This window comes from Streptomyces sp. NPDC002742 (assembly GCF_042888885.1).
GTDB lineage: Bacteria > Actinomycetota > Actinomycetes > Streptomycetales > Streptomycetaceae > Streptomyces.
Window position 1 is genome coordinate 214,502 of sequence record NZ_JBIAQF010000003.1, and the last position, 13,736, is coordinate 228,237.

General features: G+C 71.6%; 11 protein-coding genes, 1 tRNA gene and 1 pseudogene. 5 read left to right on the forward strand and 8 right to left on the reverse strand.

Annotation, left to right across the window (positions count from 1 at the left end):
* The first annotated feature begins 359 nt into the window (after positions 1-359).
* Positions 360-1,661 (forward strand): M18 family aminopeptidase, encoded by a 1,302-nt coding sequence (locus tag ACFYW8_RS06280; RefSeq protein WP_365870135.1) that lies wholly within the window; start codon positions 360-362, stop codon positions 1,659-1,661.
* A gap of 93 nt (positions 1,662-1,754) precedes the next feature.
* Here ACFYW8_RS06280 and ACFYW8_RS06285 read toward each other — a convergent pair.
* The 7 genes from ACFYW8_RS06285 to ACFYW8_RS06315 all read right to left on the reverse strand — a co-directional run bounded on the left by ACFYW8_RS06285 (position 1,755) and on the right by ACFYW8_RS06315 (position 7,294).
* Positions 1,755-1,828, reverse strand: a tRNA-Lys gene (locus tag ACFYW8_RS06285).
* Positions 1,829-2,031: 203 nt separating this feature from the next.
* Complete coding sequence (locus tag ACFYW8_RS06290; protein ID WP_365870134.1) at positions 2,032-2,790, reverse strand: IclR family transcriptional regulator C-terminal domain-containing protein; 759 nt, start codon at positions 2,788-2,790, stop codon at positions 2,032-2,034.
* 253 nt (positions 2,791-3,043) lie between these two features.
* Entirely contained in the window at positions 3,044-3,811 is a 768-nt protein-coding gene (gene ehuA / locus ACFYW8_RS06295; RefSeq protein WP_389068823.1) for an ectoine/hydroxyectoine ABC transporter ATP-binding protein EhuA, read from the reverse strand.
* A gap of 58 nt (positions 3,812-3,869) precedes the next feature.
* Positions 3,870-4,520 (reverse strand): ectoine/hydroxyectoine ABC transporter permease subunit EhuD, encoded by a 651-nt coding sequence (ehuD, locus tag ACFYW8_RS06300; RefSeq protein WP_365870133.1) that lies wholly within the window; start codon positions 4,518-4,520, stop codon positions 3,870-3,872.
* Positions 4,517-5,260, reverse strand: a complete 744-nt coding sequence (gene ehuC, locus ACFYW8_RS06305; protein WP_389068528.1) for an ectoine/hydroxyectoine ABC transporter permease subunit EhuC — start codon at positions 5,258-5,260, stop codon at positions 4,517-4,519. Before ehuC ends, ehuD begins: the two co-directional genes overlap by 4 nt.
* Positions 5,257-6,198 carry an ectoine/hydroxyectoine ABC transporter substrate-binding protein EhuB gene (gene ehuB / locus ACFYW8_RS06310; RefSeq protein ID WP_389068532.1) on the reverse strand — a complete coding sequence of 314 codons (942 nt, stop codon included), beginning with the start codon at positions 6,196-6,198 and terminating at the stop codon, positions 5,257-5,259. The genes ehuC and ehuB overlap by 4 nt, the downstream gene beginning before the upstream one ends.
* 112 nt (positions 6,199-6,310) lie before the next feature.
* On the reverse strand, positions 6,311-7,294 hold the full coding sequence (locus ACFYW8_RS06315) for a D-2-hydroxyacid dehydrogenase (protein WP_389068535.1): 984 nt from the start codon (positions 7,292-7,294) through the stop codon (positions 6,311-6,313).
* 257 nt (positions 7,295-7,551) lie between these two features.
* Between ACFYW8_RS06315 and ACFYW8_RS06320 the strand changes: the two are divergent.
* From ACFYW8_RS06320 to ACFYW8_RS06330, 3 genes and pseudogenes are all read left to right on the forward strand, one after another.
* Positions 7,552-7,723, forward strand: a pseudogene (locus tag ACFYW8_RS06320) (decarboxylase); the annotation flags it as partial.
* A complete protein-coding gene (locus ACFYW8_RS06325; RefSeq protein WP_389068537.1) occupies positions 7,720-8,451 on the forward strand; it encodes a decarboxylase in 732 nt (243 codons plus the stop codon). The pseudogene ACFYW8_RS06320 and the gene ACFYW8_RS06325, both read left to right, overlap by 4 nt.
* 238 nt (positions 8,452-8,689) lie before the next feature.
* Complete coding sequence (locus ACFYW8_RS06330; RefSeq protein WP_389068540.1) at positions 8,690-9,805, forward strand: LLM class flavin-dependent oxidoreductase; 1,116 nt, start codon at positions 8,690-8,692, stop codon at positions 9,803-9,805.
* Here ACFYW8_RS06330 and ACFYW8_RS06335 read toward each other — a convergent pair.
* Positions 9,796-11,724, reverse strand: a complete 1,929-nt coding sequence (locus ACFYW8_RS06335) for a putative bifunctional diguanylate cyclase/phosphodiesterase (protein ID WP_389068543.1) — start codon at positions 11,722-11,724, stop codon at positions 9,796-9,798. The genes ACFYW8_RS06330 and ACFYW8_RS06335 overlap by 10 nt on opposite strands.
* Positions 11,725-12,078: 354 nt before the next feature.
* Here ACFYW8_RS06335 and ACFYW8_RS06340 point away from each other — a divergent pair, with 354 nt between their 5' ends.
* Positions 12,079-13,608, forward strand: a complete 1,530-nt coding sequence (locus tag ACFYW8_RS06340) for a M6 family metalloprotease domain-containing protein (RefSeq protein ID WP_389068826.1) — start codon at positions 12,079-12,081, stop codon at positions 13,606-13,608.
* Positions 13,609-13,736 lie beyond the last annotated feature (128 nt).

Consider the following 13,736-nt stretch of genomic DNA (forward strand, 5'->3'; position numbering starts at 1 on the left):
GGCGACGACCCTCGGCCTCTTTCGAACGACGGCGGAGTGAGGCATCCCGGCCGCTTTCCGCGGGGAGGATATCCGGGCACGTGTGCCGAGAGGCCTGTGCGCCAGAGGTCCGAGCCGAGGGAAGAAGGGCGTTGCGTTGCCTGATCCGGGTCGCGGACACGGGAGCCGCGGGGCGGTGTCGCCCCGGCTCGTGTCCGCGTCGGTGGCGCCGTGCGCCGGGCCCGGTTGGGCGCTTGTCATGCCCCTGCGGTCCAGGCCGCCTCCGGGCCGGTCGTCGCTCCGGCCGAACCGTGCGCCCGGCCGGACGTCCGACAACCCCCACCCCCACTCCGACCCTCGACAGCACCCGAAAGGCACTCATGTCCCCCACGCATGACACGCTCGACCGCGGACACAATGACGACCTGCTCGGCTTCGTCAGAGCCAGCCCCTCGCCGTACCACGTGGTGGCGAGCGCGGCGCAGCGCCTGGAGAAGGCGGGTTTCGCGGAGTTGCGGGAGCGGGACGACTGGACGGCCGGAGCGGAGGGAGGCCGCTACGTCGTCCGCGGGGGAGCGCTGCTCGCCTGGTACGTCCCGCCGGGCGCACCCGCCCGCACCCCGTTCCGGATCGTCGGCGCCCACACCGACTCACCGAACCTGCGGGTCAAGCCCACGCCGGACACCGGCTCGGCGGGGTGGCGGCAGATCGCCGTGGAGGTCTACGGCGGTGTGCCGCTCAACACCTGGCTCGACCGTGATCTCGGAGTCTCGGGGCGGCTGGTCCTGCGCGACGGTTCGAGCCGGCTGGTCTGCGTGGACAAGCCGCTGCTGCGGGTCCCGCAACTCGCCATCCACCTGGACCGCACCGTCAACGAGGGGCTCACCCTGGACCGGCAGCGGCACATGGCCCCGCTGTGGGGGCTGGGCGACGCCCGGCCCGGCGCCCTGCTCGGACGGCTCGCGGACGAGGCGGGCGCCGACGCCGCCGAGATCCTCGGCTGGGACCTGATGCTGCACGACATCCAGCCGCCCGGGTACCTGGGCGCGGACGAGGAGTTCATCGTCGCGCCGCGCCTCGACAACCAGATCTCGGTGCACGCGGGCGTCACCGCCCTGGTCGCCGCGGCCGGCGCCGCCCGGCCGCCCGCGTCCATACCGGTGCTCGCCGCCTTCGACCACGAGGAGGTCGGCAGCGGATCGGAGTCCGGCGCCCAGGGACCCTTCCTGGAAAGGGTGCTGGGCCGGTCCGTGACCGCCCGGGGCGGCGGGGCCGAGGACTTCAACCGTGCCCTCGCCGGCGCCCTGTGCGTCTCCTGCGACATGTCCCACGCCGTCCACCCCAACTACGCCGAACGCCACGACCCGGACCACCGTCCGCTGCCCAACGGCGGCCCCGTGATCAAGGTCAACGTCAATCAGCGGTACGCCACCGACGGCACCGGAGTCGCGGCCTTCGCCGCCGCGTGCGAGCGGGCCGAGGTGCCGTGGCAGCCGTTCGTCTCCCACAACGCGATGCCGTGCGGGACCTCGATCGGCCCGATCACCGCGGCCCGCCTCGGCGTGACGACGGTCGACGTGGGCGTGGCCGGGCTGTCGATGCACTCGGCGCGCGAGTTGTGCGGCGCGCGGGATCCGGGTCTGCTGGCGCGGGTGCTGACCGAGTTCGTCACGTCGGAGTAGGCCGGGTTCCCCGCGTCCGGGGCACAGGGACCGCCCAAGACTCCCGGGACACGCGTGAAGGCCCCCCACATGCGTGGGGGGCCTTCACCGAGGTGCGCCGCCAGGGACTCGAACCCCGGACCCGCTGATTAAGAGTCAGCTGCTCTAACCAACTGAGCTAGCGGCGCATGACCCTCGCCTCCCGCTTCCGCGGGCGGCGACAAAAGAAATACTACCTGGTCCGAGGGGGTGCTTCCGACCACCCGTCCGACCGCTGCCGGGCCGTCCGTCCGGCCATGTGACCGGATCCCGCTCCGGCGGGCGGGCGGATCGGCCCGCCGGCCCTGTGTGGGCCCCGTATACGCCCTGTGCGGGTCCGGTGCGGCGGCTGTCAGATCGCGAGGGAGAGCAGCACCGGTGCCGCTCCGCGGTTCAGCGTGTCCGCGGCGCGGCGGAGCCGGTGGGCGTGCTCGACCGGGAGGGAGAGGGCGAGGCAGCCGACGGAGGAGCCGGCGGTGATCGGGACGGCCGCGCAGACCGTGCCGATCGCGTACTCCTGGAGATCGAGCACGGGCACGGTGGCCGGCTGGGAGTCGAGGCGGGAGAGCAGAAGCCGCTCGCTGGTGATGGTCCGCGAGGTGAGGCGGGCCATCTTGTGGCGGGCGAGGTGGTCCCGGCGGCCGTTGTGGTCGAGCTGTCCGAGCAGGCTCTTGCCGACCGCGCTGGCGTGCGCGGAGGAGCGGAAGTCGACCCATTCGTTGACCGCGGGGGTCGACGGGCTCTCCGCGTACTGGGTGACGTGCACCTCGCCGTCGATGTAGCGGCTGATGTAGATCGCGGCGCCGACCGAGTCGCGGAGCCGGTCGATCGTCTGCTGGAGCTTGTCGCGCAGGGCCTGCTCGCGGCCCTGCGCGGAACCGAGGCGGCCGAGGGCGGCGCCGGTGACGTACGCGCCGTCCGTGACCTGCTCGACGTAACCCTCCCGGCGCAGCATGCGCAGCAGTGCGGTCAGCCGGTCGGCGCCGAGGCCGGACTGGCGGGCGAGTTCGGCCTCGGTGACGCCGGTGGTGTGTCGCGACAACGACTCCAGGACGCGCAGCGCGTCCTGGGCCGAGTGGTACGGCGCGGTCGGCTCGTTCATCAGCGCCACGGTTTCCCCCTGCGCTTCATGGCCCGGCTCAAAAATGACGTCGGTCCGGACAGCTGGGCTCACTCCACGATAGCCGTCAAACAGCCGTCCGTGGGCGTCTGTTGACGAGATTGGTGGCGCGCTCCATGCCTCTCAGCAGGAACGCACCACCCTGGCATATGCCAAAGGCATGGAACTCCGGGCATGCCCCAACGGCCGGACCTCACGCCTTCCCGATTGTGCTCCCTCTCCGCCCCTCGTTCACTCCCGGACTTCAGAGGACCGCGCCGAGGAATTCCCTGGTCCGTTCGTGCTCCGGATCGCCGAAGATCCTCTCGGGCGGTCCGGATTCGATGACATGGCCGGAATCGAACATCAGGACCTGGTCCGAGATGTCCCGGGCGAAATTCATCTCGTGGGTCACACAGAGCATCGTGATGTCCGTGGTGCGGGCGATGTCACGCAGGACGTCGAGGACCCCCGCGACCAGTTCGGGGTCGAGCGCGGACGTCACCTCGTCCAGCAGCAGGATCTGCGGCCGCATCGCCAGCGCGCGGGCGATGGCCACGCGCTGCTGCTGGCCGCCGGACAGCCGGCCCGGCCGCTCGTCGCACTTGTCCGCGAGCCCGACCAGGTCGAGCAGTTCACGGGCCCGCTCCTCGGCCTCGTCCCGGGACAGGCCGAGGACGGTGACGGGCGCCTCGGTGACGTTCCTCAGCACGCTCATGTTGGGGAACAGGTTGAACTGCTGGAAGACCATCCCGATCTTCTTGCGTACCTCGCGGACCCGCTTCCCGTCCGCGGGGAACAGCCGCTCCCCGGCGACCGTGATCGTGCCCTCGTCCGGCCGGGTCAGGGTCATCAGCAGCCGCAGGATCGTCGTCTTGCCGGAACCCGACGGGCCGATCAGCGTGACGTGCTTTCCGGAGTCGACGCGGAAGTCGAGCCCGTCGAGGACGGTGTTGCCCCCGAAGCGCTTGGTGACCTTGTCGAAACGGATCAGCTCGCTGCCGTCCACCGGGGGATTGGCGAGGTCCTTCAGGGGGTCGGTCCCGGCGTTCGGGGCGGTGGTCGTGCCCGTGTCCGGGCCGGTGTTCGTGTCAGCGGACAAGGCGTCGCTCCAGGGCTCGCAGCAGCAGGGAAGCCGGGTAGGAAATGAGGATGAAGGCCACACCGATGACCGTGAGCGGCTCCGTGAACCGGAAGTGCTGCTGCGAGTACAGCCGCGCCCCGCCGAGCATCTCCAGCACGGTGACCGTCATCAGCATCGGGGTGTCCTTGAGCATCGCGATGACGTAGTTGCCGAGCGCGGGCACCACGCGGCGGACCGCCTGCGGCAGGATCACCGCCGTCCAGGTGCGCCGCACGGGCAGGCCGAGCGCCGTGGCCGCTTCCCACTGGCCGGCGGGCACGCCCTCGATACCGGCCCGGTAGACCTGCATCGTGTACGTCGAGTAGTGCAGCCCGATCGCGATCACACCGGTGGTCAGCGCGGAGAACGTGATGTCCCACTCGGGCAGCACGTAGAAGAGGAAGAACAGCTGCACCAGCAGCGGGGTGTCGCGCACGAACTCGGTGGCCACCCCGACCGGCCAGCGCGCCCAGCGCGTCGGTGCCCGCATCAGCAGCGCCCACACCAGGCCGAGGGTGAAGGCGATCACCGAACCGAGGGCCAGCGCCTGCAGGGTGACCAGCAGGCCGTCCCAGAAGTGCGGCATGAAGTCGCCGACGGCGTTCCAGTCCCATGTCATGAGGCACCTCCACCGGTGGCGGCTCCCGCACCGGCGCTCACGGCCGTCGTACCGGCCCGCTTCGGCTCGCGTGCCGCCGTGCCGCGCCGCGGCTCCTTGCCGATCCCGGCCTTGAGCCGCTTCTCCAGGCCGCGCATCAGCCGCGTGAGCAGGAAGGCGATGACGAAGTAGATGAGCAGGACGTACGTGTAGACCTCCGCGCTCCGCTGGAGCGCGAGCCGCACCAGGTTGGCGCTGAACGTCAGATCGCCCATGCCCATCACGGAGACCAGCGCCGTGCCCTTGAGGAGCTCGACCAGCAGGTTGCTGAACGGCGGGATCATCTCCGGCACCGCCTGCGGCAGCAGGATCAGCCGCATCCGCTGCCAGGGCGTGAAGCTGAGCGCGATGCCGCCCTCGCGCTGCGCCGGATCGACGGCGTTCAGCGCGCCGCGCACGATCTCGGAGCCGTACGCCCCGTACGTCAGCCCGAGCGCCAGGGTGCCCGCCCACAGCGGGACGAGCTGCCAGCCGAAGGCGAGCGGCAGCACGAAGTACACCCAGAAGATCATGATCAGCGCGGAGGTGCCGCGGAACACCTCGGTGTAGAAGCCCGCGAGGAAGCGGACGATCCACCGCCGGGAGGTGCGCGCGATTCCGGCGAGGAAGGACGTGGCGCCGGCCAACAGGGCGCTGAAGAACAGCAGTTGGACGGTGACCCAGATGCCGTCGAGTACGAGTTTCCAGAGTCCCGACGTCATCCGCGGCACAGCTCCTTCGCGGTCATGCCGGTCATCTCGGCCCTGGTGAAGCCGAACGGCCGCAGGACGCGGAAGAGTTCGCCGCTCTCCTTCATCTTCCGCAGCTCGACGTTGAAGGCGTCCCGCAGCCTCGTCTCCGGCGAACGGAACGCGAAGCCACCGCCGTCGACGTGCGGCTTGCCCTTGACCAGCGGCGCGAAGGGCTTCGTGCTCTCCGCCTTGCCGGACTTCCGCACCACCTCGCGGACGGTGAGCGCGGTCCCCGCGAAGACGTCGGCGCGCCCCGCCTCGACCGCGTTCAGCCCGGCCACCTGGTCGGGCACGATCAGGATGTCGCTCTCCTCGTACCCGGCCTCGACCGCGTACTGGATCTCCGCGTAGCCCGTACCCGTGGCGAACTTGGCCTGTTTCGCCACCACGTCCTTGTAGTCGTGCAGCCCCTTCGGATTGCCCTTGCGCACGATGAACGCGTCGAGCATCCGGTAGTCGGGGTCGGCGAAGATGACCTGACGGCAGCGCTCGGCGTTGATGTACATCCCGGCGGACACGACGTCGAACTGCTGGGAGTCGAGCCCGGGTATGAGCGAGCCGAACTCGGTCGGCACCGGCTGGACACGTCCGACGCCGAGCCGCTTGAAGACGGCTTTCGCCAGTTCCGGTGCCTCGCCGGTGAGCCGGCCGTCCCGGTCGATGTAGCCGAACGGGATCTCGCCCGCGATGCCGAGACGTACGACGCCCTGCGCCTTCAGCCGGTCGAGGAGGTCACCGCCGTCCGTGCCGGAGGCCGAGGCCACGCGACTGCAGCCGGCGGCGCCGAGCGCGCCGAGCGCCGCGACCCCCGCGAGCAGCGACCGGCGGGTGGTCCCGGACGGGTGTCTGTCCTTTCCGCGTTCAATTCCCTGTTCGTCTGCACGTGCGTTCCCAAGTGGTGGAGCCATGGCCGCGCGGCTACCCGGGACCATGTGAAGTATTCGGACGCGTCCGGGCCCCGCCCGCGTCCGGTGCGCTCCTGACCGCCGGGGTCGAGGCTCCGGTCCCTCCCGGGGCGGTTCAGTGTCCGGGCACGTACCCGCGCTTCTTGTCGACCACGTTCGAAAGCGGCTTGCCCGCCGCCCAGCGCTCGTACAACTCCACGAACTGCTGACCCAGTTCGTCCCGCCAGCCGATCGTGTCCCCGCTCATGTGCGGCGACACGATCAGCCCCGGGACCTCCCACAACGGGCTGTCACGGCCCAGCGGTTCGTGCTGGAAGACATCCAGGGCCGCCCCCGCGATCCACCGCTTCGACAGTGCCTCGGCGAGCGCCTCCTCGACGACGAGCTGCCCACGCCCGATGTTGATGAAGCGGGCCGAGGGCTGCATCATCCCGAAGCGCCGCGCGTCGAACATGCCGTACGTCTCGGCGGTGAGCGGCGCCGCGGACACCACCCAGTCGGCGCGTGCCATCAGCCGGTCCAGGTCGTTCGGACCGTGGATCCCGGTGCGCGGGACGCGCCCCACCAGCGCCGTGGTGACATCGAGCGCCTTGAGGGTGCGGACGATCGCCCGCCCGATCGGCCCGGAACCGATCACGCAGGCGCGGGTGCCGGCCACCCGCTGCGACTCGCGGTGCCGCCACTCGTGGCGCCGCTGCAGGTCCCAGGTCCGCGGCAGGTCCTTCGCCATGGTGAGGACCAGGGCGGCGACGTACTCGGCGATCGGCCGGTCGAAGATGCCGCGCGCGTTGGTCACCACCGTGTCGGAGGCGGCGAGCTCGGGACACATCAGATGGTCCACGCCCGCGCTGGCGGTGTGCACCCAGCGCGGCCGGGACCCCTCGCCCGGCCAGGCACGGCGCACCGCGTCCGAGGCGAAGTCCCACACGAGCAGCGCGTCCGCGTGCGGCAGCCGCTCCGCGAGCGTGGACTCGTCGGCGTGCTCGATCCGTACGCGACCGGTGAGCCGGCCGAGCCGGGGGAGCGGGTCGGCGTCCAGGACGAGCAGGGTGGCCGGGGCCGACGGGTGGGGCGCGCCGGGGGACATACGGGCGCTCATCGGTGGAAACCGTTTCGCAATGCGAGTCCGCTTCTCTGGGGAGATCCTGGGGCGACATGACCGGGGAGACATGCGGCGAACGGGGCTGAGCCGTCCGAGATGCGCGGATCGACCACGCTCGCACCCGAACCTACCTTCGTCAACACGGGCTCGCATACGGTCCGTTGCCCGCCTGTTCCCCTCTCCGCGGCCGGTTCCCGCCCTTCCTCGGCCCAAGCGCGGAATCCCGGACTCGGGGCCGCGCGGGAAGGCGGTCCCCCGGCCGCGAGGCGGAACTGCGGATCCCGGCGATCTCGGCCGACCAGGTGACGATGTGGGCAGTACTGCGCCAACTGGGTACCCGGGGCGGTGGGCCCCTGTCACCGGCTGATTGACCGAGCCGCCCACCGGGGACCCGTACTTCCCGAAGAACAGGAAGGTTGGGCATGACCGCACTCGGATTCCTCCACCCCGGCCACTCGGCCGAGGACGACTACCCGCGCATCGAGCAGCTGCTCGGCAGCGACATCCGCCTGACCGTCGTCCATACGGACATCGGGGAGGACACCCACCGTTTGGACGCGCTCCTCGAAATGGGCTCGGCGCGGCACCTGGCGTCGGGGGTCGAGGAGCTGCTCCTGTCCGGCGCGGAGGCCGTGGTCTGGGCGTGCGCCGGCGGCAGCTTCGTCCACGGACTGCAGGGCGCCCACGAGCAGGTCCGCGGCCTCGCCAGGGCGGCCGGCCTGCCCGCCTCCTCGACGTCCTTCGCCTTCGTGCACGCCGCGCGGGAGCTCGGGGCGCGGCGGGTGGCGATCGGGGCGACCTACCCCGACGACGTGGCAGCGCTCTTCGCCGCGTTCCTGAAGGAGGCCGGCACGGAGGTGGTGGCGGTGCGCGGTTCCGGTGTCGCCACCGCCGCGGAGGTCGCCGGCTGGGACTACGACCAGGTCCTCGCGCTCGCCCGCGAGGCGGACCACCCGGACGCCGAGGCGATCCTCCTCCCCGACACGGCCCTGCACACCGCCTCGCACATCCCGGCCCTGGAGAAGGACCTCGCCAAACCGGTCCTCACCGCGAACCAGGTCACGGTCCGGGAGGCCCTGCGCCTGACGGACCGCCGAGTGAACGCCCCGGAACTCGGCACCCTCTTCACGAGGGAACCGATCGTCCAGGCGTGAGGGTCCAGCGAGGGTTCAGCCCCTCCGGCGTTCGAGGAGCGGGGTCTGGGGCGGAGCCCCAGGTACGGGACGGGGCGGGGACGGGGCGGCGGGGGTGAAACACCCCGTCCCCAGCCCGCCGGGGGAGCCACCTCGGGTGAGGAGGCCCGCCCGCCCGGGGGAGCCCGGGGAATAACCGGAGTCACCCTCCTGTTCGTATGCGGAGGACACCAACGCGTACGCAACAGGAGGCACCCCGGTGGACGAGACGGCCGAGACGGGCGAGATCCGAGGCACGGCACAGGGCACCGCCCCCGTACCCCTGTCCGTACTGGACCTGGTCACCGTTGGCGCGGGCCGCACCGCGACCGACGCGCTGCACACCAGCGTCGAGATCGCCCGCCTCGCGGAATCCCGTGGCTTCCACCGCTACTGGGTGGCCGAACACCACTCGATGCCCGGTGTGGCCAGCTCCTCGCCCGCGGTGATCCTCGCCCACCTGGCCGCCCACACGGACCGTATCCGGCTCGGCTCCGGCGGAGTGATGCTCCCCAACCACGCCCCTTTGGTCATCGCGGAGCAGTTCGGCACCCTTGAGGCGATGGCTCCGGGCCGTATCGACCTGGGCCTCGGCCGGGCCCCGGGCACCGACGGTGCGACGGCCGCCGCGCTGCGCCGTACCCAGCGCATGGGCGAGGGCGCCGACGACTTCCCCGAGCAGCTCGCGGAACTCACCCGCTTCCTGGACGACGACTTCCCCGACGGCCACCCCTACGCCCGTATCCGCGCCGTTCCCGGGCCCGTCCAGTCGACCTCGCCGGGCGGGGTCCAGTCCCCGCACCGGCCCCCGGTCTGGCTGCTCGGCTCCTCCGGCTTCAGTGCCCGTCTCGCCGGAGCCCTCGGTCTCCCCTTCGCCTTCGCTCATCACTTCTCGGCGCAGAACACCATCCCGGCGCTCGACCTCTACCGCGAGTCCTTCCGGCCGAGCGCTGTCCTCGACGCCCCGTACGCCCTCATCGGCGTGTCCGCCCTCGCCGCGGACGAGGAGAAGGAGGCCCGCCGCCAGGTGCTGGCGGCCGCGCTGAGCATGGTCCGTCTGCGCACCGGGCGCCCCGGTCTCGTACCGACGCCGGAGGAGGCGGAAGCCTACGAATTCAGCTCCATGGAGCGGGAGTTCGTCGGCTCCTGGAACGCCAACGTCATCCACGGCACCGCCGACGAGGTCCGCGCGGGCCTCGACGACCTCCAGAAGCGCACCGGTGCCGACGAGTTGATGATCACGGGCAACGCGCACGGCGGCGACGTACGGCTGCGCTCGTACGAACTGATCGCGGACGCCTACGGGTTGCCGAAGGAGCAGGGCGCTCAGGTCTGAGGACAGGCCGCCGACATCAGGAGCGCGGAGATGCGCTCCGGTGCCACCGGCCGGGAGTAGAGCCAGCCCTGGCCGGTGTCGCAGCCGATCCCGCGCAGCCGGGACGCCTGTGAGGCCGTCTCCACGCACTCGGCGGTGACGGTCAGGCCGAGCCGGTGGGCGAGTTGGATGAGCGCCTCGACGATGACCTCGTCGGCGGGGTTGGGGTGGGCGGACGAGCCGTCGGCGTTCTCGTACTGGAAGCCGCGGACGAAGGAGCCGTCCAGCTTCAGCACGGACACCGGGAGCCTGCTCAGGTAGGCGAGGTTCGAGTAGCCGGTGCCGAAGTCGTCGATGGCGATGCGGACCCCCATGTCGCTGAGCGCCTGCAGTGCCTGCAGCGGCCGGCCGGCCGAGCCCATCACCGCCGACTCCGTCAGCTCCAACTGGAGGAGATGCGGGGCCAGTCCGGTCTCCGCCAGGATCTCCGCCACGTCCGCCACCAGGTCCGAGTCCCAGACCTGACGCACGGCGACGTTGACGCTGACGAAGATCGGCGGGGCGTCCGGACGGTCCAACTGCCAGCGGCGGGCCTGGCGGCAGGCGGTGGCCAGCACCCAGCGGCCGAGCTGGACGATGGAGCCGTTCTCCTCGGCCAGTCCGATGAACCGGTTCGGGGTGAGCATCCCGAACCGCGGGTGGTTCCAGCGCACGAGTGCCTCGACCCCGTGCACACCGCCGTCCTCCATGCCCACCAACGGCTGGTACTCCAGGGCGAATTCATCCCGCTCGACGGCCGCGCGAAGAGTGGACGACAGGGCTTGGCGCGTCATGCGGTGCGCGTTGCGCTCCGGGTCGAAGAGCGTCCAGCGGCCCTTGCCGTCCGCCTTCGCCCAGTACAGCGTGGTGTCCGCGGCCTGCATCAGACCGGTCGCGGTCGTGCCGGTGGCGCGCCGCTCGACGACCCCGATGGACGCCGACAGCGACAGCCGCTGCCCCGACAGGTCGAACGGCGCCTGGAGCGACTTCAGTACGGACTCGGCGAGGTCCGCCAACTGGTCGGTGCCCGTGGAGTCCTCGACGAGCAGCGCGAACTCGTCCCCGCCCAGCCGCGCCACCAGGGGAGTGGCCGCCCTGGTGAGACCGGCCTCCTCCGCGCAGCGCGTCAGACGCTCCGCGACGGCCGCGAGCAGCCGGTCCCCGACCCGGTGGCCGAGTGTGTCGTTGACCGCCTTGAACCCGTCCAGGTCCAGATAGCAGAGCCCGATCCGGCCGGTGCCCACCTCGTCGTACGCCTCCGCCTCCAGAGCCGCCGACAGGCGCTCGAAGAACAGCGTGCGGTTGGGCAGCCGGGTCACCGGGTCGTGCATCTGCAAGTGGCGCAGCCGCGCCTGGAGTTCACGCCTCGCCCCGATGTCGGTGACCGAGATCAGGACCGCCCGCTCCTGCGGCGGCAGCGGCGTGACCGTGACCTGCGCCCAGATCGCGTGGCCGTCGGGGTGCTTGAGCCGCCGGGTGCAGCGCAGCCGGGCCCGGCTGCCGGCCAGCACCTCGCGGTACGCGTGCCAGATGCGGGTGTCGGAAGTCAGGTCCACCAGGTCGGCGGCGACCCGCCCGGCGAACGTCCGCGCCCCGGCGCCGAGCAGCGTGCCCAGTGACTCGTTGGCGGTGACGACGAGACCGTCGTGGTCGACGACGGCCATCGCGAGGGGGGCGGTGGAGAAGGCCGCGTGGAACGTACGGGGTGACGTTCCGTCGGTCACCGTCATGGGCGCGGGCGCCCCGGAGGGTGCCCCCGGCGTTACGGGCGACACGGAGGGGACGGGTGGGCCGGGAGAGGTCCCGGCGAACGTACGAGAAGACGTGTTGATGTGACGTTCTGTGACGGTCGGCCGGACGAGGTCTCCCGCGGGCGCCGGCCCTTCGGACGTTCCGCTCACCGCTCGCTCCCGCAGTGCACTCGTTCTTCGTATGGGTCTCTCGGGGCGGTCGGCCTGTGATGGACCGCCGCACAAGCCGTGTCCGTGCAGGAAAGTGTGCCGATCATAGAGGCTGGCCTCGAAACGGTGCGGCCACTGTCCAGTGTCCAGGAACAACCACCCGTTCTGACAGATCGTTTCTGCCTGTATCTGGACGGGTTCTCTCCCTCGTCGACCGCATGTGACGTTCCGTGAAGGTCCGGGGGTGTCGGCCCGTGTGCCCTCTCACCCTTCCGGTGCAGACAAACAGGGCGAAGTACTACAAATTGAATCAGGCTGGGTGCGGTGTCCCGAAATCCGCATCCGGAGGTCGACGTGCCGCGTCCGCTCCCCCTGAGGGCTCTCGCTCGCGAGGCTCCGCGCGGCCCCGCCCGTGACGGGGCACCGCGCTGGCGCGGCACCGCGGCCGTGTTCACCTCGATGGCCGCGCTCGCCGCGACCTCCCTGGCGCCGAGTCACGCGCTCGCCGAACCCCTGGCGTCCCCCTGCGCCCTGACGCGGACCGCGGCGCACCACTCGGAGGGCGCCGACACCTGGAACTCCTCCTATGAGCGCCCCACCCGTCCCCTCGACGCCGTGATGGTCTTCCTGTCCTTCCCGGACTCCACCCCGAACACCACGCCCGCCGAGCTGACGGGCGACTACTTCCCCGCCACCAGCCGTTTCTTCGAGCGTGCCTCGTACGGCAGGTTCACGGTCCGCCCGCATCCGCAGCGCACCTGGATCCAGATGCCGCACGCCTCCACGTCGTACGCCATACAGCGGGACTGGAACGCCGCCGACCGAGCCGCCTATCTGCGCGACGCGCTCGCCGTGGCCGACCCGGAGGTCGACTTCTCGCGCTACGACGTCGTCTACTTCATCGCGGACCCGGACGCGCCGGGCGTCGACTCGGACGCCACCAAGGTCGTCAACCTGGACACCCCCCTGCGCGCGGACGGCAAGGACATCCGACGCGTCGTCACGGTGTTCGAGAAGCATCCGCCGGACCGTCTCGTCCTCGCGCACGAGACCGGGCACGTCTTCGACCTGCCCGACCTCTACCACCGGCCCTCCGACGGCAAGGGGGACTGGGACACCTATGTGGGCGACTGGGACCTCATGGGCAGCCAGTTCGGTCTCGCCCCCGACCTCTTCGGCTGGCACAAATGGCGGCTGGGGTGGCTGGAACCGCACCAGGTGGCGTGCGTCATGGGCTCCGGCACCACCCGTCTGACGCTGGAGCCGCTGGAGGCCGGACCCGTCGACTCCGCGGTCGGTTCGGCCGGCGCGCGCGCCGTGGGGGCGGCCGGCTCCGGGGTGCTCGCCACCCGTTCGGCCGCGCCGAGCGGGACGGCGGCGGCCCCGCGGCGGCCACAGGTGTCCTCGCGCCGGGCGGATGCCTCCTACTTCGGGCCGCCGGCGTCCTCCCGCCGGCCGCGGCCGGCCGCGCGTGGTTCGGGCGGGCCGGGCACGTCCTCGGACGCGGTGGGCGTGGCGGCTCCGGCCGGCTCGCGGACCTTCGGTGCCGGCCGGGGCACCAAGCTGGTGGTGGTCCCCACGGGCCCGGACAGCGCGGTCGCCTTCGAGGCGCGCGGTCCGGCGGGCAACGACGGCTCGACGTGCGAGCAGGGCGTCCTCGTCTACCGGGTCCGCAGTGGGACCGAGTCGGGCAGCGGCCCCATCCAGGTGCTCGACGCCCACCCCCGCACCGAGTCCTGCTGGGAGGACTCGGTGTACCCGCCGCTCGCGGACGCGCCGGTGAGCCTCGGCGAGAGCTTCAGGGTGCCGGGCGCGAAGGTCCGGGTCCAGGTGGAGGACCGGACGGCTTCGGGAGCCTGGACGGTGAGGATCACCACGGGCTGAGCCGCTTTCGTGACACTGGCCGGCGCCGTGCGGATGCCTGCGGAGGCGGGCAGCAGGTGGCAGGAGGCAGGTGACGGGTGGGGGTGGCGAGGGGTGGACGACAGCCGACGGACTGCGGTCGACGGGGC